This window comes from Chryseobacterium sp. Leaf201 (genome assembly GCF_001421435.1).
Taxonomy (GTDB): Bacteria; Bacteroidota; Bacteroidia; order Flavobacteriales; family Weeksellaceae; genus Chryseobacterium.
In genome coordinates this window covers 42,732-68,210 of the sequence record NZ_LMKA01000046.1, presented here as the reverse complement: position 1 = coordinate 68,210, position 25,479 = coordinate 42,732, and the positions used below count along the sequence as shown (strand labels likewise).

The 25,479-nt window shown below is 40.8% G+C and carries 22 protein-coding genes and 1 riboswitch; of the genes, 16 read left to right on the top strand and 6 right to left on the bottom strand.

The features are described 5' to 3' along the window. Nucleotides 1-61: 61 nt before the first annotated feature. Complete coding sequence (locus tag ASE55_RS04195) at nucleotides 62-241, top strand: hypothetical protein (protein ID WP_056215973.1); 180 nt, start codon at nucleotides 62-64, stop codon at nucleotides 239-241. Nucleotides 242-305: 64 nt separating this feature from the next. On the opposite strand, the gene ASE55_RS04190 is transcribed toward ASE55_RS04195, so the two are convergent. Together ASE55_RS04190 and ASE55_RS04185 are read right to left on the bottom strand one after the other, a co-directional pair. Then, entirely contained in the window at nucleotides 306-596 is a 291-nt protein-coding gene (locus ASE55_RS04190) for a GNAT family N-acetyltransferase (protein WP_056215971.1), read from the bottom strand. 147 nt (nucleotides 597-743) lie between these two features. Continuing rightward, complete coding sequence (locus ASE55_RS04185) at nucleotides 744-1,490, bottom strand: RDD family protein (protein WP_056215970.1); 747 nt, start codon at nucleotides 1,488-1,490, stop codon at nucleotides 744-746. 26 nt (nucleotides 1,491-1,516) lie between these two features. On the opposite strand from ASE55_RS04185, the gene ASE55_RS04180 reads away from it, so the two are divergent. The 7 genes from ASE55_RS04180 to ASE55_RS04150 all read left to right on the top strand — a co-directional run bounded on the left by ASE55_RS04180 (nucleotide 1,517) and on the right by ASE55_RS04150 (nucleotide 8,422). Then, complete coding sequence (locus ASE55_RS04180) at nucleotides 1,517-2,500, top strand: stage II sporulation protein M (RefSeq protein WP_056215968.1); 984 nt, start codon at nucleotides 1,517-1,519, stop codon at nucleotides 2,498-2,500. Continuing rightward, nucleotides 2,484-3,446, top strand: a complete 963-nt coding sequence (locus ASE55_RS04175) for a DUF4013 domain-containing protein (RefSeq protein WP_056215966.1) — start codon at nucleotides 2,484-2,486, stop codon at nucleotides 3,444-3,446. The genes ASE55_RS04180 and ASE55_RS04175 overlap by 17 nt, the downstream gene beginning before the upstream one ends. Further along, entirely contained in the window at nucleotides 3,439-4,236 is a 798-nt protein-coding gene (locus ASE55_RS04170) for a DUF4129 domain-containing protein (RefSeq protein ID WP_056215964.1), read from the top strand. Before ASE55_RS04175 ends, ASE55_RS04170 begins: the two co-directional genes overlap by 8 nt. A gap of 12 nt (nucleotides 4,237-4,248) precedes the next feature. Then, entirely contained in the window at nucleotides 4,249-5,403 is a 1,155-nt protein-coding gene (locus tag ASE55_RS04165; protein WP_056215963.1) for a hypothetical protein, read from the top strand. Between the two features lie 91 nt (nucleotides 5,404-5,494). Then, nucleotides 5,495-6,526, top strand: coding sequence for an AAA family ATPase (locus tag ASE55_RS04160; RefSeq protein WP_056215980.1), 1,032 nt, complete (start codon nucleotides 5,495-5,497; stop codon nucleotides 6,524-6,526). An 82-nt stretch (nucleotides 6,527-6,608) separates the two neighbouring features. Further along, entirely contained in the window at nucleotides 6,609-7,931 is a 1,323-nt protein-coding gene (locus ASE55_RS04155) for a DUF58 domain-containing protein (protein WP_056215961.1), read from the top strand. 65 nt (nucleotides 7,932-7,996) lie between these two features. Then, complete coding sequence (locus tag ASE55_RS04150) at nucleotides 7,997-8,422, top strand: OsmC family protein (protein ID WP_056215959.1); 426 nt, start codon at nucleotides 7,997-7,999, stop codon at nucleotides 8,420-8,422. 78 nt (nucleotides 8,423-8,500) lie between these two features. Here the strand turns inward: ASE55_RS04150 and ASE55_RS04145 are convergent, their stop codons facing one another. Together ASE55_RS04145 and ASE55_RS04140 are read right to left on the bottom strand one after the other, a co-directional pair. Further along, nucleotides 8,501-10,177 carry a fibronectin type III domain-containing protein gene (locus tag ASE55_RS04145; protein ID WP_082474339.1) on the bottom strand — a complete coding sequence of 559 codons (1,677 nt, stop codon included), beginning with the start codon at nucleotides 10,175-10,177 and terminating at the stop codon, nucleotides 8,501-8,503. A 233-nt stretch (nucleotides 10,178-10,410) separates the two neighbouring features. Further along, complete coding sequence (locus tag ASE55_RS04140) at nucleotides 10,411-13,026, bottom strand: MGH1-like glycoside hydrolase domain-containing protein (RefSeq protein ID WP_056215955.1); 2,616 nt, start codon at nucleotides 13,024-13,026, stop codon at nucleotides 10,411-10,413. 189 nt (nucleotides 13,027-13,215) lie between these two features. Beyond that, nucleotides 13,216-13,324, top strand: a riboswitch (SAM riboswitch). A 65-nt stretch (nucleotides 13,325-13,389) separates the two neighbouring features. Between ASE55_RS04140 and ASE55_RS04135 the strand changes: the two genes are divergently transcribed. The 8 genes from ASE55_RS04135 (at nucleotide 13,390) to metF (ending at nucleotide 23,659) form a co-directional block, all read left to right on the top strand. Then, nucleotides 13,390-14,334 carry an alpha/beta fold hydrolase gene (locus tag ASE55_RS04135; protein ID WP_056215954.1) on the top strand — a complete coding sequence of 315 codons (945 nt, stop codon included), beginning with the start codon at nucleotides 13,390-13,392 and terminating at the stop codon, nucleotides 14,332-14,334. Next, a complete protein-coding gene (locus tag ASE55_RS04130; protein WP_056215951.1) occupies nucleotides 14,331-15,872 on the top strand; it encodes an ACT domain-containing protein in 1,542 nt (513 codons plus the stop codon). Before ASE55_RS04135 ends, ASE55_RS04130 begins: the two co-directional genes overlap by 4 nt. Before the next feature lie 97 nt (nucleotides 15,873-15,969). Further along, nucleotides 15,970-17,130, top strand: a complete 1,161-nt coding sequence (locus ASE55_RS04125) for an O-succinylhomoserine sulfhydrylase (protein ID WP_056215949.1) — start codon at nucleotides 15,970-15,972, stop codon at nucleotides 17,128-17,130. A 227-nt stretch (nucleotides 17,131-17,357) separates the two neighbouring features. Continuing rightward, a complete protein-coding gene (locus ASE55_RS04120) occupies nucleotides 17,358-18,368 on the top strand; it encodes a homocysteine S-methyltransferase family protein (protein WP_056215945.1) in 1,011 nt (336 codons plus the stop codon). Between the two features lie 64 nt (nucleotides 18,369-18,432). Further along, nucleotides 18,433-19,524, top strand: a complete 1,092-nt coding sequence (locus ASE55_RS04115) for a fatty acid desaturase family protein (protein WP_056215942.1) — start codon at nucleotides 18,433-18,435, stop codon at nucleotides 19,522-19,524. A gap of 4 nt (nucleotides 19,525-19,528) precedes the next feature. Continuing rightward, nucleotides 19,529-22,189 carry a methionine synthase gene (gene metH, locus ASE55_RS04110; protein WP_056215939.1) on the top strand — a complete coding sequence of 887 codons (2,661 nt, stop codon included), beginning with the start codon at nucleotides 19,529-19,531 and terminating at the stop codon, nucleotides 22,187-22,189. Nucleotides 22,190-22,197: 8 nt separating this feature from the next. Continuing rightward, complete coding sequence (locus tag ASE55_RS04105) at nucleotides 22,198-22,674, top strand: hypothetical protein (protein ID WP_056215937.1); 477 nt, start codon at nucleotides 22,198-22,200, stop codon at nucleotides 22,672-22,674. A 25-nt stretch (nucleotides 22,675-22,699) separates the two neighbouring features. Then, entirely contained in the window at nucleotides 22,700-23,659 is a 960-nt protein-coding gene (metF, locus tag ASE55_RS04100; protein WP_056215934.1) for a methylenetetrahydrofolate reductase [NAD(P)H], read from the top strand. Nucleotides 23,660-23,768: 109 nt separating this feature from the next. Here the strand turns inward: metF and ASE55_RS04095 are convergent, their stop codons facing one another. Then, nucleotides 23,769-24,272: a hypothetical protein gene (locus ASE55_RS04095; RefSeq protein WP_056215931.1), complete on the bottom strand. Its 504-nt coding sequence runs from the start codon at nucleotides 24,270-24,272 to the stop codon at nucleotides 23,769-23,771. Between the two features lie 25 nt (nucleotides 24,273-24,297). Next, a complete protein-coding gene (locus ASE55_RS04090; RefSeq protein ID WP_056215979.1) occupies nucleotides 24,298-25,452 on the bottom strand; it encodes a hypothetical protein in 1,155 nt (384 codons plus the stop codon). Nucleotides 25,453-25,479: the final 27 nt, after the last annotated feature.

The following is a 25,479-nucleotide window of genomic DNA, read 5'->3' as shown; positions in this document are numbered from 1 at the left end:
GTGTTGTTTGTTGTGCATTCAATGAAAAATGCAACTCTATTAACACCAAAAATTAATTAAAATGAAAAAATCAGAAATGAAAGGATTTAAAACCCTGTCTAAAAATGAGCTTAAAAGTATGTATGCAGGAGATAAAAATCCTCAGTGCGTTATTTCATGCTGCGATCCGAAACTTCCACCGTGCGGGTTTGTTAACTGCAATGGAATACAGTGCCCGGGAGGACCGGTTGTACCTAAATAAAGTTACAAAAAATTAAAAAGACCGTCAATAACGGTCTTTCTCATGTATAGATTAATAATACTAATTAATTATTCAGAAAAACATCTTCTACATCATTCATCCTGCGCATTACGGCTCTTGCATAAGAACAGTGCGGATACACTTTATAATTATTCTCTCTTGAAAACTTAATGGCTTCTTCTACAAGAAATTTTCCCATTCCCCGGCCTTCAAACTCACGATGGACCAGAACAAAAGAAATAACCAGCCTGTTGTCTTCCGGAAAAACCGTATAGGTAAGCCTGCCCACTTCTTTTATTTCATTACTTAATGTAATGACGCCGCCGTTTCCTGATTTATTATTTTCAAATTTCATACGCTAATATTTACATAATTAAAATACAAAAACCACACCGCTGCGGTCCTGAAGTAGATCAGGAAGTTATGGCTTAGTTATATGTTTGAAATATAAAATGTACTGTTGTTGTGAAATGATGAAATATGATATTTAAATAACATCAGATTAGTTATCCCTGCCCGTGTAATAATTGTAATCTTTGATGATGATCCCGATGAACTGTCTTTCCGTCATCTTTGCATCAATATCTACCTTTAAAATACTTTTGATCTTATCTGAAAGCTTGCTGATGATCTGCCGGTCATCCACTTTCAGTGCCTTCAAATAATTATCCTTAATAATTCTCATATCATTGTCGCTTAAAGCAATAACCTGAGGGAAGGTAGGAATGTAACTTTCGTGGATGTTTTCTAAAATCGTATGCGAAATATTGATGTTGTTTTTTAAGGAAATCACAGCTGTTCCGGCGGCCATGTCTCCCAGGCGCTGGTTATTCTTTGAGACCACCATCGCAATCAGGCCTATAACCCCGGCAAAAGAAGTGTCAATAATCCTGAATACCCAACGGATCATATAATCTCCAAGGCCGGCCTGGTAACCGTCTATTTTTACGACACGGATTTTCATCGCTTTCTTGCCCGGTGTCTGCCCTTCCATCAGGCTTTCAAGCACAACAGGATAAATAACCGTAGGGAAAAGAAGAATGATATAAACAGCCATCACAGACCACTGATCCAGCCCGCTTAATAAATACCCGAGATCCAGCAGATTGAAAAAAATATAAAAAACCGCAATCCCGTAGGCCACCTTAATCAGAAGATCAATGATGAATGCAATCATCCGGTCTCCCACACTGGCTGTATTGAAATTAATATTTACATTTTGTGAGGTATTAATCGCGATTTGAGACATAATTTTTATTATTTTAGCCTTACAATATGAGAGAAGTTTATTTTATTAAACAAAATAAAGAAAAATGGTTGGGAATCGAGCAGGTTATCCAGGGGAAAATCAAAAAAAATCCGGATGACCTTTCGTCGCTGTATATCAACCTTGTCAATGATCTTTCATTCGCACAGACCTATTACCCGAAAAGCAATACAACCGTTTACCTGAACCATCTGTCCTCGCAGATCTTCCAGAAAATCTATAAGACAAAACGGGTAGAGCAGAACAGGGTCCTGTATTTTTTCAGTACCGAAGTACCTTTGCTGGTGTATCAGTACAGAAGGTATTTAGGTTATTCTTTTCTCTTTTTTGTTTTGTTTACACTCATCGGGGTGCTTTCTGCCATCTATGATAAAGATTTTGCCAATATTATTTTAGGCGAAGGATATGTCAACCAGACCATAGAAAATATCAAATCCGGAAATGCAGTCGGGATTTACCAGAGCGGTTCCACCTGGGGAAGCACCATCGGAATTATCTTTAACAATATCGGGGTAGGTGCCAAGCTTTATATTTACGGAATCTTCGGAGGCGTGGGAACGCTGTGGGCACTTTTGTCCAACAGTGTCATGCTGGGAGCCTTCCAGTATTTTTTCTATGATTACGGAGCTTTAAAGGATAGCGCAAGAGGCATCTGGCTTCACGGTGTTTTTGAAATCTTTTCAATGGTGGTAGAAGCCATGTGCGGACTGATTTTAGGAGCTTCTATTTTATTCCCCAAAACATTTTCAAGATTCAATTCATTTAAAAACGGGTTCAGGGATTCATTTAAAATATTTTTAAGCACCATTCCGTTTACGGTCTGTGCCGGGATTATCGAAGGATATGTAACCAGGCATGCGCTGGAAATGCCGCTGTTTTTGAACCTGATTATTATCTTCGGGTCTTTAGCGGTAATAGGATTTTATTACCTTCTGTATCCTTCAATCGTCAACAAAAAAATTAATAACCAGATCAATGATGCAGCTATATAAAAAGAGAGATTTCGGGACTTTTATCAGTGACAGTTTTGCATTTTTTAAAGTACACGGGAAAAACTATTTTAAAAATTTTATCCTTCTGAACGGCTTATTGCTGATCCTGATGGTCGTGGTCATTGTACTGGGCTTCAGGGAATTTTTCGGTGTGCTTTTCGGATCGAATATGAGTGGCGAGAGCTATTATTTTGAGCAGTATTTTACAGATAATCTCGGGCTGTTCATTATTTCAGGTATTCTGCTGTTTATCCTGTATACAGCTTTGATGACCATTAATTTCCTTTTTCCTGTTTTTTATATGAAAAGGATCGCAGAAGGAGCCAAAGAAATAAAAACAGACGATATCTTAAGTGATTTTAAAACCAACCGGAAGAAAGTAATCAAGGCTTATTTCGGGCTGTCTTTCCTGGTGATGCCGGTTGCAACAGTCCTGTTCGGGTTTTCTTACTTCCTGATCATTATCCTGATCGGAATTGTGCTGATCCTTTTTGTTGCCCCAACACTGTTTAACATTATTACTTTCCTGTGTTACGATTATTTTAACGGAAACAGAGGCTTTTTTGAAAGCTTAAGCTATGCAATAAGGGCGCAGTTTTCCTATCCGAACGGAAGAGAAAAGTCTCCGTACTGGAAATACTGGGGCTCAACCATTGTTATGGGCATTCTTTTTTACATCGTAAGCGGAGTACTTTCGGCTGTTCCCATGATTCTGTTCATGGCAAAACTGACCACCGCTTCTCCGGATGGCGAATTCGAGCAAAACCCTCTGACGGGAGGCTTTGGCATCATGATATTTTTTCTTTACGGAATCTCTTCATTGCTTTCGATGTTCCTGATGAATGTCCTGTATATCAATTCAGGACTGATGTATTATGACAACAGGACAGACCTGCATCAGAAAATGGAACTGGAAGAAATAGAAACCATCGGGATTAATGAATAAGGTTCTTATTTTATCAATGATTTTTTTCTCTGCCGGGTATACTTTTGCCCAGTCAGAAGATGAACCGGTGCCGGTGGAAGAGGTTTATGTAGATTCAATAAATACAGGGCATTACAGAAACATGTACCGTGCAGATTCTGTTTTGTCTGAACATCCGGTGACACAGAATACCCTGTATCCTAAAAAATTTAAAGAAAATATACTCTCAAGATACAAAGGGAAAGATTTTGATTATACTACCGTAAAACCCCGGATGTCATTTTGGGAAAAGCTGATGCAGAAGGTTTATAAAATCATTGAAGCCATTTTCGGTGAGACGGTATTCAGGAAATCAGGTAATGTTGCCGGAATGCTGATCCGCCTGTTTGCGATTCTCCTGGTAGGGTTCCTTCTGTATTTCATCATCAGATACCTGATAGGGAAGGACGGAAACTTCCTGTTCGGGAAGAGAAATAAGAAAGTGGAGATCCGGGATGAAGAACTCCATGAAAATATCCATGAAATCAATTTTCCTGAAAGCATCCTGCAGTTTGAAAAATCCGGGGATTTCCGTTCCGCAGTAAGATACCAGTTCCTGTTTGTCTTAAAAAAGCTGAGTGATAAAAAGCTGATTTCATGGAATCCGGAAAAAACCAATAAAGATTATGTGGCAGAACTGAAAGCACCTCACCTGAAAAATGAATTTTATGACCTTTCCTACATATTTGAATATGTTTGGTACGGGGAATTCAGCATTAATGAAGAAAGCTACCTGAAATTTAAAAGCCAGTACCAATCCTTTAAACTGTAATTAAACTGTATCATGAACAAAACTTTCAAAATATATGCTGTGATTTTCATCGTTGTGATGATTATTCTGGCGTTGTTTGAAGTCAATAAAACGGAGAGTACGGACTGGAGGAAAAATTTTGATATCAATCAGAAGTCGCCTTTCGGGTTATTTGTTTTTGCCGGCGAAATCAATGGTCTTTTTAAAAATAAAGTTAAGAAGATTGACCAGACGCCTTACGACTACTACAATCAGAATCAGAAGAAGCAGCATAATATTTTAGTTATTGAAAATGACCTTGATAAACAGTCCTGGAATAAAATTCTGGATCAGGTTTCCGGCGGTTCTGATGCCATGCTGATTGTTACGGATATTCCGAAAGACATTTCAGACAGCATCGGGTATTATGATTCTAAGATTTCTTTTGAAGACGAAAATGTATTGAAACTTACCGATACCCAATATCAGAATGATTTTATCAGGCTGGATAAGTTTCCGTCGGGGAGAGGCTTCACATTCATAAAACCCGGTGTGGAAGTCTTGGGTAAAACTGTTGAAAAAAATAATACGGACCAGGCCAATTTTATCAGGGTAAAGTTTGGCAAAGGAAATATTTACGTCCATTGTGAGCCGCTTTTTATTACCAATTACTATCTGCTGAAGCGCGGAAGCGTACAATATGCGCAGGATGTTTTTTCGTACCTTGGTGACAGGGAAACCGTATGGTTTGTAGAAGGCGGTTCAAAAAACTCACAGTTTTTCCTGAGGTTTATCCTTTCAAACCCGGCTTTGAAATATGCATGGTGGATATTCCTGGGTGGTTTGGTTTTGTTTATTTTCTTTAATGCAAAAAGGAAACAGCGTATTGTGCCGGTGACAGAGCCGTTAAGAAATACATCGGTAGATTTTGTAAAGAGCATCGGGAATTTATATTTACAGGAAGGCGATTTCCATGATATGATGGCGAAGAAAGCCCAGTATTTCCTGAATAAAGTAAGAATGGACCTCCTTATTGATACCCAGAAACTGGATGAAGAATTTGAAAAAAAGCTTCAGCTTAAAACCGGGAAACCGATGGAGATGATCAGTGAAGCGACCCATTTTATAAAAAAAGCACTGGATCCTTATGCTTCCGTCATGAAAGAAGACCTGGCGAAAATGAACCGGCTGCTTGATCAGATCATTTAAAAAGTAACAACCTAAAAAGTCAAAATAACAATCTGACAGTTTTTTAATTCGCAAATTGATCAGCTGCAGTATTGTTAAATTAAATAAAAGTATGGAAAATCTTGAAAACCAAAATACAGAAAATCTGAGTTCCATTAATTTCGACAAAAAAGAACAGCAGTTTGAGTCGAGAATCGATATGATTGAGCTCCGTAAAAGCCTTGATAACGTAAAAGCTGAAATCGCCAAAGTAATCGTAGGCCAGGAAAATATGGTGGAGCATCTTCTGGCCGCGCTTTTGTCAAATGGCCACGTATTAATTGAAGGCGTACCGGGAGTGGCCAAAACCATTACGGCAAAACTGCTGGCCAAAACCATAGATGTAGGGTTCAGCAGGATTCAGTTTACACCGGATCTGATGCCTTCGGATATTCTGGGGACTTCGATTTTCAATGTAAAGAATTCAGAATTTGAATTTAAACAGGGTCCCATTTTTTCCAATTTCATTTTGATTGATGAGATCAACAGGTCACCGGCAAAAACCCAGGCGGCATTGTTTGAAGTGATGGAAGAACGGCAGATTACAATGGACGGAACACAGTATACCATGGAAGAGCCATTCCTGGTAGTAGCCACACAGAACCCTATTGAGCATGAAGGAACCTACAGGCTTCCGGAAGCACAGCTGGACCGTTTTCTATTCAAGATAAATGTGGGCTACCCGACTCTTGAAAATGAAATTGCCATTATCAGAAACCAGCACGAAAGTAAAAAAGAAGATAAGACAGAAGGCGTTAACAAAGTAATTACTGCACAGCAGCTAAAAAACTACCAGCATCTGGTAAAAGAAATTATTGTTGAATCCCAGTTGATCGAATACATTGCTAAGATCATTGTCAATACCCGGGAAAACCAATTCCTGTATTTGGGTGCTTCCCCGAGAGCGAGTCTGGCATTGCTAACCGCTTCAAAAGCATTTGCAGCCTTAAGAGGAAGGGATTTTGTAACACCGGAAGACATTAAAGAAGCAAGTTATGCCGTATTGAGACACCGCGTAATCGTATCGCCGGAGCGGGAAATGGAAGGCTTAACTGCAGACGAAATCATCAGACAGATTTTAGAAGGAATAGAAATCCCGAGATAAATTAGGTATTAGGGCATAGGGTTTAGGAAAATACATTTCGTTATCTAAACCCTGATTCCTAAACCCTGAGCCCTTATAAAAAATGAAAAACCTATACATCAATACACGCTTTTTCTTCGCACTCATCGGGGTGGGGATTTTGTATGTTTTTGCATTTTTCTTTCCGTTTCTGATGATCGCGGCGCACCTCCTTTTGCTGTTGTGTTTTCTGGCGGTTATGGTGGATTACCTTTTTGTGTTCAACCGGAAGGATGGGATCCTGGCCCAGCGGATTTTACCCGAAAAGCTGTCGAACGGCGATGAAAACCCGGTGAAAATTGATATTAAAAACAATTACGGTTTTACGGTCACCGCTAAGATCATCGATGAAATTCCGTTTCAGTTCCAGAAAAGGGACTTTTTAATTGAGAAACAGATTGAATCAGGAAAGAACAGTTTTTTCCAGTATATCCTGGAGCCGAAAGAGCGCGGGGAATATCATTTCGGGAACCTGAATGTGTATATTTCATCGCCTTTAGCCTTCGTTTCAAAAAGATTTACATTCCAGAAAGATGCAGCCCTGCCGTCGTATCCGTCGTTTATTCACCTGAGAAAATATGAACTGATGGCACTTCAGAGCGAATTTTTGCTTGGCGGGATTAAAAAAATAAGAAAGCTGGGGCATACAATGGAATTTGAGCAGATCAAAGACTATGTTCCCGGGGATGATATCAGAACCATTAACTGGAAAGCAACTTCCAAGACCAGCCGTTTGATGGTGAACCAGTTTCAGGATGAAAAATCACAGCGGATTTTTATGCTGATTGATACCGGAAGAACCATGAAAATGCCTTTTAAAGGATTGAGTTTACTGGATTATTCCATCAATGCAACCATGGCACTGTCGCATATCATCCTTAAAAAGGGAGACCGTGCGGGAATGATGACATTCTCTAAGAAAACAGAAAATAAAATTGCGGCGGAAAACAAATCCGGGCAGCTGAGAAAAATATCTGAAGCCCTTTATAATATTAAAACCGACTTTTTTGAAAGTGATTTCAACAGATTATACCAGGATGTAAAATACTCCCTGAATCAGCGGAGTTTAATTCTCCTGTTTACCAATTTTGAAACGCTGGACGGACTGAACCGCCAGCTGAAATACCTCCGTGGAATTGCAAAGAATCACCTATTGGTGGTGGTCTTCTTTAAAAATTCAGAACTCCAGGAATTGATCCATAAAAACCCTGAAAGCATGCAGGAAATCTATGATGAAATTATTGCAGAAAAATTTGAATTTGAGAAAAAACTGATCATCCAGGAGCTCCGTAAATACGGGATTTATACCGTTTACACACTGCCGGAAAATCTAAGTGTTGATGTGATCAATAAATACCTGGAAATTAAAGCCAGAGGAATTTTATAATTTTGAATAAGCAATAAGCAATAAGCAATAAGCAATAAGCAATAAGCAATAAGCAATAAGCAATAATGAAAATAACACTTAACAGAATTAATGACGATTATTTGTTTGAATGTACCAATGCCCAGGGAAATTCAATTCTTTTGGATAATACGTCCCAGCCCGGTGCCAAAGGAGTGTCACCGATGGAAAGTGTCCTGATGGCGGTAGCGGGATGCAGCGGTATTGACTTAGTTTCGATCCTGAAAAAACAGCGGCAGGAAATCACCGGTTTTAAGGCGGAAGTGGAAGGGGAAAGAATTCCTGTAGATGATGCCAGGCCTTTTAAATCAATTACAGTTAAATTTATGCTGGAGGGAAGTGTTGACCCTGTAAAAGCACAGAAAGCGGCACAGCTGTCTTTCGAGAAATATTGTTCCGTTTCCAAGACGTTAGAACCGAATGTGGAAATCAGTTATGAAGTTTATGTGAACGGGGAAATTGTTCAGGCTTAAACTTTAGTTCAGATAAAAATAAAATGCGGATCAAAATTAATTTTGATCCGCATTTTTCAATATAAATTAGTATGCTTATTATCTTTTAATCGTCTTCATGCTCTTTACAGAACCGTCTTTCATGGTTAATGTTAAGATATACATTCCTGATTTTACACCTCCTAAGAATAAATCAGAAGATGGGTTTTCAAAAGTCTGTACAATAACACCTGAAAGATCTGTGATTACTGCTTTTTTCACATTTTCCGCTTTCTCAAGGTGTAAAGTATCCACAAACGGATTTGGGTAAGCAATTCTTTCTTTTTCTTTTGCATTCACTTCATTGGTAGCCAGAACCAAAGGCTGAAGGGTTACGGTCACCTTAAAAGTTGAGCCGTCTACTTTGTTGTAATCTGCTCCGCAGTCAGATCCTCCGTAGCTTCTCCATGCTCTCAGTTCAAAATTGACAGTCCCTGTAAGGTCATTTGCCAAAGTAAGGCCTGTTCTGTTATAAGAAAAGGTTCCCGTGGTTGATCCTGATCCGGATGACACTGCAGACTCCGTAGTATTGTTGGTGGTACATGCCAAAAGGCTTTTCTGTTCAGCCATCCAGCCGTTGCCTGCAGTGGTCATCGTGTAGGAAACAGCCGTTGATTTTATTTTATACCCTGCAGGGATATTGATGCTCAGGGCTCCTGCACAGTTGGTTGTAGATGTAGTCGTTACATTTGTATTGTACATTGTATTGATATCACCAAGCGTATAAGTTGCTGAAAGTTGTCCTGTAGCTATTTCTTTCATTTTCCAGAAGCTCTGTCCGGATCCGCAGTTGGCTCTTACCCAGAAATAATAAGTTTGACCTGTTGTCAGATTATTCAGCGTAACCGAAGTTGTTCCTGCCGGAAGGCTTCCCGTAGGAACGGTAGATGCTGTAGGAGGAGTGGCCGAGGTGCTGTAATAATACTGATACCCTGAAGACGGCGCGCTTGCAGGAGCTGTCCAGTTTACGGTTGCACTGGTCATGGTGGAAGTATAGGTAATATTGGACACAGAACCGCATGCATTATAAGCGTCAGCAGAGAAAGCGAAGATATTCGGGATTCCTCCGGTTCCTGTTTTGGTTACGGTTGCACTTTTAACAATTTTCGAGAGGTTTGCCGGATCTATTGTCAGAGGAATCTGATACAACCTCGGGTTGGTACCGTTTCCGGATTCCAGGGCGTTCGTTGCAGTATTAATCCTACCGATTCCCTGTATGGCATAGCTGCTTCCACCGTACCAGTCTGAAATATTCACCCCTGTAAAGGTCTGTGAAGTATTATCTGTAAAATTCACGTCTACATCTACCGTGCAGGATCCGCTTCCGCCGGTAGCCAGCATATAGAGGGTATTTACGGAAAGAGGTGTCGTGAACATAAGGGTTCCGTTGTCTCCTGCAGCCAGAAGCCTCAGTGAATTATTGGCGCTGTAAGAAGCCATCTGATAGGATAACCCTGATGTAGACGAAACCGCAGAATTAATAATTCCGTTAATAGGAAGTCCATAAGCAAGCGGTGCATTCCCGGCTAATAACTGAAGATCCCGGGATAAAAATGCGTAATTTACTCCGTCTACATCACTGTTGGTAGAAGATGATGCAGGGCCTACTCCGTTAGCGATAACATCAGCATTAAACCCGGTCTGAACCGGCATTGGCTGGTATTCCTGGGCGTTAAACTGGTTGGTAAACATTGCTGTAAGTGCCACAGCAGTGAGAGATAGTAATTTTTGTTTCATAAACTTTTATTAGATTTATTGCGCTAATATAGTTAATAAATTAATAAAGTTTCAATGGAAATTAAATTTTCATATTGAATTTTCACTTAAAATATCAAAATAATAATATTATGTTAATTAAGATATAGATTTTAACTATAGATCTGCTTTTTTCTATTGAGTGAGTGAATATTATGTGGTACGTAAATGAAAAAAGCCTCTGATGAAGAGGCTTTACAAATTTATAAAAGTTATCAAACCGATAGCCTCGGCTTCATCAGTTTTGCAACAGTGGCTGTCCAGCCCGTCTGGTGGGAAGCACCCACGCCGCGGCCGTTATCACCGTGGAAATATTCAAAAAAGGTGATATAATCCTTAAAGTTCTCATCATAATTGAATTTTGCATTGCCCCCGTTGAAAGGCCGCTGTCCCACTTCATCCTTCAGGAAAATAGAACACAGCCTGCTGCTGATATTCTGCGCCACTTCATCAAGGTTTTTAGGTTCACCGCTTCCTGTAGGCAGTTCAACCTTAAGGCTGTTCCCGTAATAAAAATGGAACCTCTGCAGGCTTTCCACAATTAAGAAATTAATAGGGAACCAGATCGGCCCTCTCCAGTTGCTGTTACCTCCGAACATCCGGCTGTCGCTTTCTGCCGGAGTATAATAAACCATATTCTCAGTCCCGTGAACAGAGAAGACAAAAGGATTTTCCTCATACACTTTAGACATCGCGCGGATTCCGTAGTCACTCAGGAATTCTTTCTCATCCAGCATTCTGGACAGCACTTTGGAAAGCCTGTTTTTACGCAGGATGCTCATCAGGTGTTTTCTTCCCTGGCCTTCCTCTTCCCAGTGGGATACCAGTTTGGTCAACTCAGGTTTGTTTTTAAGTACCCAGTCCATTCTTTCTACGAAATTGGGCATCTTATCAAGCAGGTGATGGTCAATAATTTCTACCGCAAACATTGGGATCAGTCCTACGATGCTTCTGAGCTTCAGTGAAACACTGTCCCCGTCCCCGAGCTGCAACACATCATAGAAAAAGCCGTCTTCCTCATTCCACAGCCCTTTTGTGCCGTCACCCAGGTTTTCCATGGCTTCGGCAATATAAAGGTAGTGCTCAAAAAACTTAATGGCCATATCTTCATATACCGGATAATATTGGGCAAGCTCCATGGCAATCCGCATCATATTCAGTGCATACATGGCCATCCAGCTGGTTCCGTCAGCCTGTTCCAGATGCTGGCCGTCTTTTAATATCATATTCCGGTCAAAGGCCCCGATGTTATCAAGGCCGAGAAAGCCCCCTCCGAAAATATTTTTCCCGTTTTTATCCTTGCGGTTAACCCACCACGTGAAATTCAGCAGCAGCTTCTGAAAAACTTTTTCCAGGAATAAGAGGTCCGGTTTCCCGTTCTGCTTTTCGTCAATTTTAAAAACCCTGAAACATGACCACGCATGAACAGGCGGATTCACGTCACTCAGGTTCCACTCATAAGCCGGAAGCTGTCCGTTGGGATGCATGTACCATTCTTTTGTCAGTAACAGAAGCTGCCCTTTTGCGAATTCGGCATCAATGATGGCAAACGGCACACAGTGAAAAGCAAGATCCCATGTTGCATACCACGGATATTCCCATTTATCGGGCATTGAAATGATATCTTTATTGTGAAGGTGGTTCCACTCCGTATTTCTTACATAGTGATTAAAGTCTCTGGGCGCTTCATAGTTGGGATCCCCTTTCAGCCATTTTCCCACGTTGTAATGGTAAAACTGTTTATTCCAAAGCAGTCCTGCAAATGCCTGTCTCTGTACATTCTTTTCATCTTCGCTTTCTACATCACTCTGAAGGTCAGCGTAGAACTCATCCGCTTCATCGGTTCTTGCCTGAAGTATTTTGTCGAAATCCTGAAAAGGATTATCTGATTCGTCAGGTGACAGCCTGAAATCAAATGTTTTTGACTGTCCGGCTTTAACCGTGTCATCAATTAAAAATGAAGCTTTCGTCCCTCTTTTCTCAGGATTAACGGTATTGCTCCCGTAAATAATATAATCATTGATTCCGTCTTTGAAATAAGTATGGCCCGGATAAGGCGTCCCGCGCAATTTCGGATTATTCGTTTCATTGTCGCAGAAAGCGCTTTCTGCATTAATGTTCCTTGAATAAAACTTCTTAACAGGAATGCTGTCATGGTTAATGTTGATACATCCTTCATGAGAGGCATTCGTCTGTCCTTTATACGTATTATAGCCCCATTTCCAGTTGTTCCTGAACCATACGGTAGGTGCAACCACAATAGGCGCGTCTTTATCACTCCTGTTGAATACCGTTACCCGTACCAGGAAATCATGGTAGTCTGCTTTGGCATATTCAATAAAAATATCAAAATATTCATCATTGTCAAAAATCCCGGTATCAAAAATTTCATATTCAGGCTGCTTTTTGCTGCGTCTTGCATTTTCAGCACGGATGTCGTCATAGGGAAATTCATTGATGGGATATTTATACAGCATCTTCATGTAGCTGTGGGTCGGGGTATTATCGAGGTAGTAAAAAATTTCCTTGATATCTTCTCCATGGTTACCCTGAGGATTGCTGAGCCCGAAGAAACGCTCTTTTACAATTTTATCTTTCTTGTTCCAGAAAGAAAGGGCGAAACAGAAAAGCTGCTTCGCATCGGAAATTCCTGCAATTCCCTCTTCACCCCAGCGGTACGCATAGCTTTCTGCGTTGTTATGATTGGCGAAATTCCATGCATCGCCGTTCGGACTGTAGTCTTCCCGTACATTTCCCCATTGGCGGTTACTCACATAGGGGCCCCAGTTTTTCCAGTTGCTGTCTTGTAATCTTTGTTTTTCTACAATCATATTTCACCTGTTTTCCATACGAAGTTAAGTTTTTTTGATAAAAAATTCCAACTTCCTAAATTTGAATTATTTGTAATATAACGCCTAAAATCCTTTACTGATGAGGGTTTGCTATATTAAATTAAATTTATATAAATATTTTAAAAATATGTTCTATCTTTGCACCATTCGTTCATTAGCATATTGAAAATGTTATCAAGAAAGGTTGAGGGATTAGACCCTGTGAAACCTTAGCAACCCTTTGTGCAAGCAAAGAAGGTGCTACGTTCTACCAGATTTATTTCTGGACAGATAACTTACTGAAATTTCTTTCAGCCATTCTCATGGCATTTTCAATTGTATTATCATAAAAGTATAATAGAATTGAAAACAGAACTGAACCTTATTCATTTTTCGTACCATACCGATTCCCAAAAGGAATACCATATTCCGTTAAGCTTTCAGCTTTTCGGAAAATCCCTCTTTTCAGCACCCATTATTTTAGTTAACCACGCGTTAACCGGAAATTCAGATGTGGCGGGGGAAAAAGGCTGGTGGAAAAACCTGATCGGCGAAAACCGGATCATTGATACCAATAAGTACACCGTTCTGTGCTTCAATATTCCCGGAAATGGCTATGATGGTTTTTTATTGGATGAATATGAGGATTTTACCCCTTCAGATATAGCCAATATCTTTTTAAAAGGACTGGAAATAGTAGGCATTAACCGCTTACATGCCATAATCGGAGGGTCTTTGGGTGGCGGAATCGGATGGGAAATGCTGGCAAAAAAACCGGAACTTGCTGAGATTTTTATTCCCGTTGCCTGTGATTACAAAACCCACGACTGGCTTCATGCCCAATGCCTTGTTCAGAAATTTTTACTGAACCAGAATGATGAGCCTTTACAGAAAGCAAGGATCCACGCCATGCTGTGCTACAGGACTCCGCAGTCTTTAAACAGCAGGTTTAAAAATACTTACAACAATGAAAAGCAGCGTTTGGAATCTGAAGATTGGCTGGTTTATCACGGAAATGTATTAAACGAAAGATTTAGTCTGAAAGCATACCAGCTGATGAACCATCTTCTGATGAACATCAATGTTCCTGAAGACAGACTGGACAGCATAGAAGCAGACATACACCTGATTGGAGTGGATACCGATCTGTTTTTTCCGGCTTCGGAAATCCGAATGTGCTGCGATAAACTGAAAAAGAATAAAAACCGGGTATTCTATCATGAAATACAGTCCATACACGGGCATGATGCCTTCCTGATGGAATACGAACAATTAAATACGATCATTAAAAATATTTTGCAAAGATGAAAAACAGTGCCAACGAAATAAAATTTTTAAAAAACAGGTCAATCATCAAGTTTGAAGGAGAAGATTTCCTTGGGGAAATCGGGATTGACGGAAGGATTTTCAAAGCGCTTACCCTGGCGCGGATCAGTGTCGGGGTAATTTCCCAGCAGGCAATCGAAAACGGGTTGTCTATTCTTGTACAGGAAAGCGATTCTGAAAAAGCCGTCAACTGCCTGATTGATGAATTTGAGGCAGAACGGAAATCCGGAAAAGTTTCTCAGATCTACAGTATCAATAATGTATCCGTATTGGGTTTTGTTGCCGAAGATTTTAATAAAATCCTGTCGGAACTCGCCAGGAATAATGTGTTCCCTTTGCTGCTCAACCAGATTGCCAGTGAAAAAAGGGTAAATATCGTGGTAACCTCTTCACAGAGCGAAAAAGCAAAAAATATCATCGAATCTGAAATTTATAAGAAACCGAAAACGGTACATCTGGCCATCATCGGTCATGGAAATGTTGGAAAAACACTGATAAAGCAGGTCCTGGAATCTTCGGAAGAAATTAAAAGACGTAAAAATATCGATCTTAAAGTGGTAGCAGTGGCCAACTCCAGGAAAATAGCCTTCAGTAAAAAAGGATTCGGGAATAACTGGAATGATGAGGTGCTGACTGCTGAAACACCTTCGCATGTTGAGACCCTGATCAGGTTTTCAAGAGAAAACCAGCTGGAAAACCTGATCGTGGTAGATAATACGGCAAGTACAGATTTTGTGAAAAACTATCATGCACTGGCAGAAAACGGTTTTGACCTGGTGTCTTCCAATAAAATTTTCAACACACTTCCCATTGAAGAATACCGCAAACTGAGATATACCCTCAACAAAAACAACAGGCGCTATTTATATGAAACCAATGTGGGCGCAGGCCTGCCACTGATTGATACCATTAAGCTTTTACATCTTTCGGGGGAAAATATCACGAGGATCAAAGGCGTGTTTTCAGGGACTTTAAGTTATGTTTTCAATAATTTTTCTTTGAGGGACGATAAATTTTCAGTCATTATCAATGAAGCACTGCAAAAAGGATATACCGAGCCGGACCCGAGAGAAGACCTGTCAGGAAATGATGTTGCCCGGAAACTGTTAATCCTGGCAAGAGAATTAGACCTCATCAATGAATTTAATGATATCAAAATCCAGAATCTGGTGCCGGAGCATTTGCTTTCCGTTTCCAAACCGGAATTTCTTACAAGGCTTGAAGAATTGGATGAACAATACCAGAAAATAAAAGAAAACCAGGAGCCGGGCCATGTTTTGAGATATGTCGGTGACCTCCACGGAGATCTGCAGCAGGACAAAGGCGAACTGGATGTACAGCTGATTTCTGTTCCTGCGGGCTCAGCATTAGGACAGCTGAAAGGCTCAGATTCAATCTTCGAGATTTACACCGAAAGTTACGGGGAACACCCGATTGTTATCATGGGTGCAGGAGCAGGAGCCCAGGTAACCGCCAGAGGAGTTTTCGGCGATATTTTAAGACTCAGTGAAACAAAATAAATATGTTGATGTAACAATATAACATTGTAATCTAAAAGTGATACCATGAATTGGTAAACTGATAAACGGATACATTGTTATATTAAATCTAATTTTTATGGAAAATTTTGAAACCCTCGCAATACGCACGCAGACTGAAAGAACCCAGTTTGACGAGCATTCAACACCGCTGTTTTTAACCTCAAGCTTTGTTTTTGAAGATGCCGAAGACATGCGCGCCAGCTTTGCCGAAGAAAAATCCAAAAACCTGTACAGCCGGTTTTCAAACCCGAACGTAACGGAATTCACGGATAAGATCACAAAAATGGAAGGCGCAGAAGCAGGCTATGCTTTTGCAACGGGAATGGCAGCCATTTATTCAACGTTTGCCACTCTGCTGAATGCAGGCGACCATATCGTGAGCTGTCAGTCGGTTTTTGGTTCTACGCACACGCTGTTTACCAAATATTTCCCGAAATGGAATATTCAGACAACCTATTTCAAAGCTGAAGATGCAGAAAATATAGAAAAATACATTCAGCCGAACACAAAAATCCTGTACCTGGAAACTCCAACTAATCCTGCCATTGAGGTATTGGACCTGGAGTTTTTCGGGCAGATCGCTAAAAAGCACAACCTGATATTTATTGTAGACAATTGTTTTGCAACCCCTTACCTGCAGCAGCCTGTTAAATACGGTGCAGACATCGTGGTGCATTCCGCCACAAAACTTATTGACGGACAGGGGCGTGTGTTAGGCGGTGTGGCTGTAGGAAGAGAAGACCTGATCAGGGAAATTTACCTTTTCGCAAGAAATACAGGACCTGCTATGTCTCCGTTCAATGCCTGGGTGTTATCCAAAAGTCTGGAAACATTAGCCGTGCGTGTAGAAAGGCATTGTGAAAATGCACTGAAAGTAGCGGCGTTTTTAGAGCACCAGCCGAATGTAGAATTGGTGAAATATCCGTTTTTACCCTCTCATCCGGGCTATGAAATTGCCAGAAGACAGATGAAAATGGGCGGAAATATCGTGGCCTTTGAAATAAAAGGAGGCGTTGAAGGAGGAAGGAACTTTTTGAATAAAATAAAAATGTGCTCATTGTCTGCAAACCTGGGCGATACCAGGACTATTGTGACGCATCCGGCTTCAACCACCCACTCCAAGCTGACTGATGAAGAAAGGAATGAAGTAGGAATTACGGCGGGTCTGGTGCGCTGTTCCGTCGGCCTCGAAAATGTGGAAGATATCATTGCAGATTTGAAGCAGGCATTGGAATAATACGGACATAAGCAGCTTCGAAAGATTCAGGAGCAATAGGATACGGTTTCAGAAACAAAAATCTCACCCGCTGTCCGCTGTATCTTTTTTGTTCGGTTTCGCCTCGCAAAAAAGGATGCCGCTTCCATCAGGGCTATGTTGAAGATTTGTTTTCAATGTACTGATGATAAAATAATTTTTAGAAATTAAATTCATTTCCTGTTTAAAACAGATCATAATAAAGTAAAATGAAAAATTCAGAACAGTTATACAAAGCATTGTCCGAAAGGATTTTAATTCTTGACGGAGCCATGGGGACGATGCTGCAGCGCTATAAATTTGAAGAAGAAGATTACCGTGGCGAACGTTTCATAAACTGGGAACATCCGGTAAAAGGAAACAATGATCTGCTGTCTTTAACACAGCCCCACGCCATCTATGAAGTACACCAGAAATACCTGGAAGCCGGTGCCGATATCATCGAAACCAATACATTTTCCGGAACCACCATTGCCATGGCAGATTACCGTATGGAAGAGCTGGTGTATGAACTCAATTACGAATCAGCAAAAATTGCACGCCGGGCCTGTGAAGAATACACTGCGAAAAATCCGGATAAACCGAGGTTTGTAGCCGGCGCCATAGGCCCGACCAACAGAACCGCAAGCCTCAGCCCGGATGTTAATGACCCTGGTTACCGGGCCATCACTTTCGAAGAACTGAGAGCAGCTTACAAGCAGCAGTGCGAAGCTTTGTTAGACGGCGGCTCCGATATTCTGCTTGTAGAAACCATTTTCGATACCCTGAATGCAAAAGCAGCCCTATTTGCCATCGATGAAATTCAGGAAGAAAGAGGAATCGAAATTCCGATTATGGTTTCCGGAACCATTACCGATGCTTCAGGAAGGACACTGAGCGGGCAGACGGCAGAAGCGTTTTTAATTTCCGTATCACATCTGAATTTATTAAGCGTAGGGTTCAACTGTGCACTGGGAGCCAATCAGCTGACCCCGTATCTTGAAACCTTAGCTCATAATTCAGAGTTTTATGTTTCGGCCTATCCTAACGCAGGCTTACCGAATGCCTTCGGGCAGTATGACGAGTCGCCGGAGTTTATGGCAGATCAGATCAGGGAATATGTGGAGAAAGGGCTGATCAATATCGTCGGCGGGTGCTGCGGTACCACACCGGATCATATCCGTGCCATAGCAGAAACCGTACAGAAGTATAAGCCCAGAAAAATAAAGGACTTTGTATGATTTTTGTTGGATGAAGTAAAGAAGACCGTATCGATTCATCTTTATTTCACCAAAAATTTATCATATGGAAAAACCGATTTATCTAAAAAATTCTGAGGATGCAAAACTGTTTAATGAACTGAGAAAAAGAGTGAACAAGAGAGTAGAGGCAATTCCTGAAAACAGGGATATTTATATTCAGATCAAAGCTGTCATTTTGCCTTTGGTCTATTTCGGATTGTATGTGTCTGCACTTTTCAATGCTGATAAACCGTGGGTTTATATCTCAGCTTTTGTACTGATGGGAATTTCACTGGTTTTGATTTATCTGAATCTGATCCATGAAGCTGCCCACAATAATATTTATAAAAACAAGAAACTGAACGGACTGGTGTTACAGATTTTTGATTTCGTAGGGGCCAATTCCTACATCTGGAAGAAAAGGCATATCGCAAGCCATCACGCTTATCCCAATGTAGACGGCTGGGATACCGATATTGAGCAGAGCGGTCTTCTCCTGATTATTCCGTGGATCAAAGCCAAAGGCATCCAGAAATACCAGCATTATTTTTTCTTTCTGGTTTATCCTTTATATCTGTTCAACTGGATGTTTATCCGGGATTTCCGGGATTTTTTTGATAAAGAAAGAGTCATCCTGAAAACACAGGGAAAAATTCCCGCCATTGAAAAAGTAAAAATGATCAGCTACAAACTATTTTATTTCTTTTACCAGATTGCCGTACCGATCCTGTTTTTTAAGGTTTCTTTCGGGCTGGCTCTCGGTGCGTGGTTCCTGCAGGTAATTGCAGCGAGTATCTTCGCGCTGTTTGTGTTATTGCCCCTGCATCCGCTTCCTGACAATGCTTTTCCGAAGCTGGATGAAAATAACGGGCTTCCGTTCAGCTGGCTGCGCCATCAGCTGGAAGTAACCAATGACCTTAAAGAAAACAACTGGTTCGTAAGAAATGTGCTGGGAAATTTTAACTTCCACGTAGCCCATCACCTGTTCCCGAATTACAGCTATTCATATTATAATGAAATCACAGAGGAAATCGAAACATTTGCTAGAGAACATCAGTTGGGCTACAAACGGTTTCCCATTGTTACCGCTTTAGGCAAGCATGTGCATTTGCTGAAGCAGAATGCGAATAACGCATATTATATTTTAGAAGAATAAATTGATGAAATATTTAAGATTATCAGGGCTTGAACCTTTGATTATAACACCGGAAAGCAATTTTATCAACGTTGGGGAAAGAACCAACGTTGCCGGGTCCAAGAAATTTTTAAGATTAATAAAAGAAGAGAAGTTTTCTGAAGCTTTAGATATTGCAAGAGACCAGGTAGAGGGCGGTGCCCAGATTCTTGACGTTAATTTTGATGACGGCCTGATCGACGGAAAAGCTTCCATGATTAAATTTCTTAACCTTATCGGCTCCGAACCGGATATTTCCAAAATCCCGATTATGGTTGATTCTTCCAAGTGGGAGATTCTTGAAGCCGGCCTTCAGGTGGTTCAGGGAAAATGTGTGGTGAATTCCATCAGTTTAAAAGAAGGAAAAGAAGAATTCGTAAAACACGCCAGGGCAATAAAAAGATACGGAGCAGCCGTGATTGTGATGGCTTTTGATGAAGTGGGGCAGGCAGACAACTACGAGAGGAGGCTGGAAATCACAAAACGTTCTTATGATATTCTGGTCAATGAAGTGAAATTTCCTGCAGAGGATATTATTTTCGATTTAAATATCTTCCCTGTGGCTACCGGAATGGATGAACACCGCAGGAATGCCGTTGATTTCATTGAAGCGACACGATGGGTAAGACAGAATCTTCCTTATGCTTCGGTGAGCGGAGGCGTTTCCAACGTTTCTTTCTCTTTCCGCGGGAATGATACCGTAAGAGAAGCTATGCATTCGGTTTTTCTTTATCATGCGATACAGGCGGGAATGAACATCGGTATTGTAAACCCTGCCATGCTTGAGGTGTATGATCAGATTAACAAAGAACTTTTAGAGCTTGTTGAAGATGTAATTCTTGATAAACGAGAAGATGCCACAGAACGGCTGCTGGATTATTCTGAAAGAAATAAATCGGTAAAAAAAGAAAAGGTTGAGGAACTGGAATGGCGTTCTTACCCTTTGCAGGAAAGAATTACCCATTCTCTGGTAAAAGGAATCGACCGTTTTATCGAGGAAGATGTGGAGGAAGCAAGACAGCAGGCCGCAAAGCCGTTACATGTTATTGAGATCAATCTGATGACCGGGATGGGTGTAGTCGGGGATTTATTCGGAAGCGGGAAAATGTTTCTTCCGCAGGTGGTAAAATCTGCACGCGTCATGAAAAAAGCAGTGGCCTATCTGCAGCCTTTTATTGAAGCGGAAAAAGACCAGACCCAAAAGGCCAACGGGAAAATATTAATGGCCACCGTAAAAGGAGACGTTCACGATATCGGTAAAAATATTGTAAGTGTCGTATTGGGGTGCAACAATTATGAAATTGTAGATTTAGGCGTAATGGTTCCTGCAGAAAAGATTATCCAGGCCGCCATTGATCATAACGTTGATGTCATTGGGTTAAGCGGATTAATCACCCCGAGCTTAGATGAAATGGTGTACATTGCTTCAGAACTGGAGCGCCAGAACTTGAATTTTCCTTTACTCATCGGCGGGGCAACCACGTCAAAAGCCCATACCGCAGTAAAGATTGATCTGAAATATAAAAATGCCGTAGTCCATGTAAATGATGCTTCCAGGGCAGTGAACGTTGTAAGTTCCCTGTTGGGCGACCGGAATAAAGAATATGTTTCGGATCTGAAAAATGACTATTCGGATTTCAGAGAAAAATTCCTGAACCGACAGATTGATAAAGATTATGTTACCCTTCAGGAAGCCAGGAACAACCGTTTTAAAATTGACTGGCAGCATGAAGAAATTTTCGTCCCCAACCAATTGGGGATACAGGTTTTTGAAAACCAGGATTTAAATGAATTATTGCCGTTTGTAGACTGGTCTCCGTTTTTCAGGAGCTGGGACCTCCACGGAAAATACCCGAATATTTTAGAAGATGAGGTGGTCGGGGCACAGGCCAGGGAACTGTTCAAAGATGCACAGGTGATTTTAAAAAGGATCCTGGACGAAAAACTGCTCACTGCAAAAGCTATTTTCGGGATTTTTAAAGCGAATTCCAATGAGACGGATGATATTATCATCTACGATGAGCACCATTATGAACAGGCTAAATTCTTAACCTTAAGGCAGCAGGCCCAGAGGTCAAAAGGAAAAGATTATCTGGCATTAAGTGATTTTATTGCCCCTCAAAGCTCCGGTAAGACTGATTATATGGGAGCATTCTGCGTAACCACAGGCTTCGGGACGGATGAGTTGTCTAATGAATATGAAAAGGCCCATGACGATTACAATGCTATTATGGTAAAAGCCTTAGCCGACCGTTTTGCAGAAGCGTATGCTGAATTTCTGCATAAAAAAGTCAGGACCGAATACTGGGGCTACGCCAATCAGGAAACCCTGAGCAATGAAGAGCTGATTGCCGAGAAATACAAAGGGATCCGCCCTGCACCCGGCTATCCCGCCTGTCCGGACCATCTGGAAAAACATGCAATCTGGGATCTTTTAAAAGTAGAAGAAAACATCGGCGTGTATTTAACGGAAAGCCTCGCGATGTTTCCGACGGCTTCTGTTTCCGGATATTATTTCGGAAGCCCGCATGCCAAGTATTTCGGATTGGGGAAAATTGCCGAAGATCAGCTGGAAGACTATTCCAGAAGAAAGGGAATTTCTTTACAGGAAGCCAGAAAATGGCTGTCCCCTAATTTAGCGGATTAACATAATCAATGAAAAAACTGATTTTATTTTTCGTGTTTATAAGCTGTTTTGTTTCCGGACAGAAAAGCTGCTGTCAATATGCAACGGTTCCAAAAACAGATGATTTAAAAACTACAGGAAAATTTGAACTGACCGTTAAAAATACAGGAGATGAATCTTTTAAAGTTCCAAAAGAAATTAATTTTTGTAACATGAGAATGGTTGATTTTGAAGTTTTTAATGACGAGACACAATTGTTTGAAAAAGTAAAAAGAACAGAAAACGATGTTGACTGTTTTACCAATCGGGGCAGGTTAAAAAGAATTAAACCCAATAAAACACATACATACCAAGTTAATCTCAAATCTTATTTTGAGGTAATATGGAGCGAACATTTCTTTGAAAAATTTAATAACAGAAAGTATCGTTTCAAAATCAGTTTTGCATTCAATGATGATCACAATCTTGGAGAAAATCTACTGACCGATTGGATTTACAAAAACTGATGGAATTTTAAGTAACTAAATAAAAATGAAAATCACAGACCATATAAAAAAAGCAAACGGAAAAACATTATTCTCTCTTGAAGTGGTGCCGCCACAAAAAGGAATCGGGATTGAAGACCTGTACAGGAATATCGATCCGCTGATGGAATTCAAGCCGCCGTTCATTGATGTAACCACTTCCAGAGAGGAGTATATTTATATTGATAAGGGAAACGGGTTAATGGAGCGCAGGATCACAAGAATGCGTCCGGGAACTTTAGGGATCTGTGCGGCCATCCAGCATAAATACAGTGTGGATACCGTTCCCCATTTGCTGTGCGGAGGTTTTACCAAAGAAGAAACTGAATATCTTCTGGTGGACTGTATGTACCTCGGAATAGACAATATCATGGCTTTACGCGGTGATGCCATGAAGGGTCACCAGTATTTTGAACCCACCCAGGGCGGGAATGCAAGCGCTATGGATCTGGTGCACCAGATTAATGATTTGGGAAGAGGGAAGTACCTGCATAACGAAGAGCAGGAATGTGATGAACATAATAAATTCTGTGTCGGGGTAGCCGGTTATCCCGAAAAACACATGGAAGCTCCATCCATGAACTATGATCTGAAATGGCTCAAACAAAAAGTAGATGCGGGTGCCGATTATATCGTAACGCAGATGTTTTTCGACAATAAAAAGTTCATTGAATTTGTACAGAAAGCACGGGCCATGGGAATTTCTGTTCCTATTATTCCGGGGATTAAACCGATTGCCACCAAGAAGCATTTGAAGATTTTACCGCAGATCTTTAAGATTGATCTGCCGGAAGAATTAATTAATGAAGTGGAAAAAGCAAAGAACAATGAAGCCGTAAAGCAGATCGGGGTCGAGTGGGCTATCAGCCAGTGCAGGGAGCTGCTGGATTTTGGCGTTCCTGTTCTACATTTCTACTCAATGGGTAAAAGTGACAACATTAAAAAGGTAGCCGGAGCACTGTTCTGATAAAGTAAAGTGATATTTGATTTTAAAAGCCTTGTTTTACAGCAGGGCTTTTTTGCGTTTCAAATGGTATTTTATGAATTTCGGCGGAGCCAAAGGCTCGGCCGAAATTTTAAATCTGATGAGATACCGGCATTTCATTCTGATAGGTAACCAACCTGTCGAAAACACTTTTTGTGGTCGGTTTTGAAGAATCAGTATTGAAGATAAACATACCGCTCTCAATATTGAAATAATATTTTTTATTCTGATCCGCTACTGAAAACCATTTCAGAAGGCCATTCACGATATTCACGTCTTCCCATTTTATAGAACATTCATCCAGGGAAAATACATGCGGGTTCCGGTGCAGCGTATCTGTAAAATGAATATTCCGGCCTTCAACATAAATAATTCCGCTGCCCTGGAAAGCTTTAAGCTTGAAAAATTCATTCTGAGCAGTTCCCAAATTGTAGCGTACAAAAGCATAATATTCAGGAGTGCCGATGGTTTCCAGCAATACCTTCTGTTTCTTTTTCCTGCTTCTGGCTGCGAGATAAGCGATCAGGAAAATAAGTGCGGGAATTGAAAAGATGATAAAGAGAAAAAGGATAAGCAAAATAATCATTGAGTCCATAAATGTTGTGTTTTTTTTTTAATATTTATAATTCGGGGTGTCTTTTAAATTCTTTATTGCGGTCAAATAAATACCTGTAAGTGGCCAGTTTGCGCGTTACGGTGGTATCCAGGCTTTCGGCAATCTTAATCATTTTAGGGTTGAAGTCACCGATCCACTGCAGTTCGGTTACCTTAAAATCAGTATGTTTTCTCAGGTGCTGCGTCCCTTCCCAGATCATGTATCCTTCAAGGCCTTTTTTCTGCCACTCCGGAACAACACCAAAAACAAGACCAACCATTTTTTCGTTCTTCTTAAATCTTTTAAACCAGAGAAGCTTAAGTTTTTCCCACAGTCCGAATTTTCCGTTCAGGTATTTAAACCACTGGTTGAGGTCCGGGATATTCATCCACATGGCAACAGGCTTATCGTTTTCATAGACAAACCATGAGATATGCTCATTAATAATGGGTTTCATCATCCTGAACATTTTCAGGGTCTTTGCTTCTTCCATCTGTTTGCCCTCTCCGTGCGAAGCCCAGGCTTTGTTATAAATTTCCGTGAAATCCTTTGCGAATTTTCCCAGCCGGTTTTTCGTCATGGGAATGGCAGAAATAGCCGGGTTCCTTTTATGTTTGGTGTGCATCAGCGTAAAAACCCGCGAAACTTCAGCGAAAATAGGCCTTGAAAAACAAAGCTGTTCAAAATAGATGCAGAATCCATACTGTTCAAAAAGATCTTTGTAATAGGGAAAATTATAGTTCATCCCAAAAAGGGGCTCAATAAAACCGTCAATCAGAAGGCCCCAGAATTTATCGCGTTCCCCGAAGTTGATCGGGCCGTCCATCGCTTCCATGCCCCGCTGCTGAAGCCAGTTTTTACAGTGGTCAAAAATAAAATCTGCCGTTTCCTGATCATTGATACAGTCGAAAAACCCGATCCCTCCCGTAGGCTGTGCCTGTTGATACAGTGTGTTTACAAAAACAGCAACCTTTCCTACCGTCTGATGCTGTTTGTTCCTGAACAGGAATCTGGTGCATTCTCCGCTTCTGAAAAACTTATTTTTTTCAGGATCAAAGAATTCTTCGATATCCTTATCCAGAGGCCTGATATAGTTTTCATCATGCTGATAAAGTCTCGCCGGAAACTCCAGAAATTCTCTTTTGTGATTTTCATTTTGTACTTCTTCAACAATAATCATAAGGCAGAGGCTGAAAGATAATTTTTT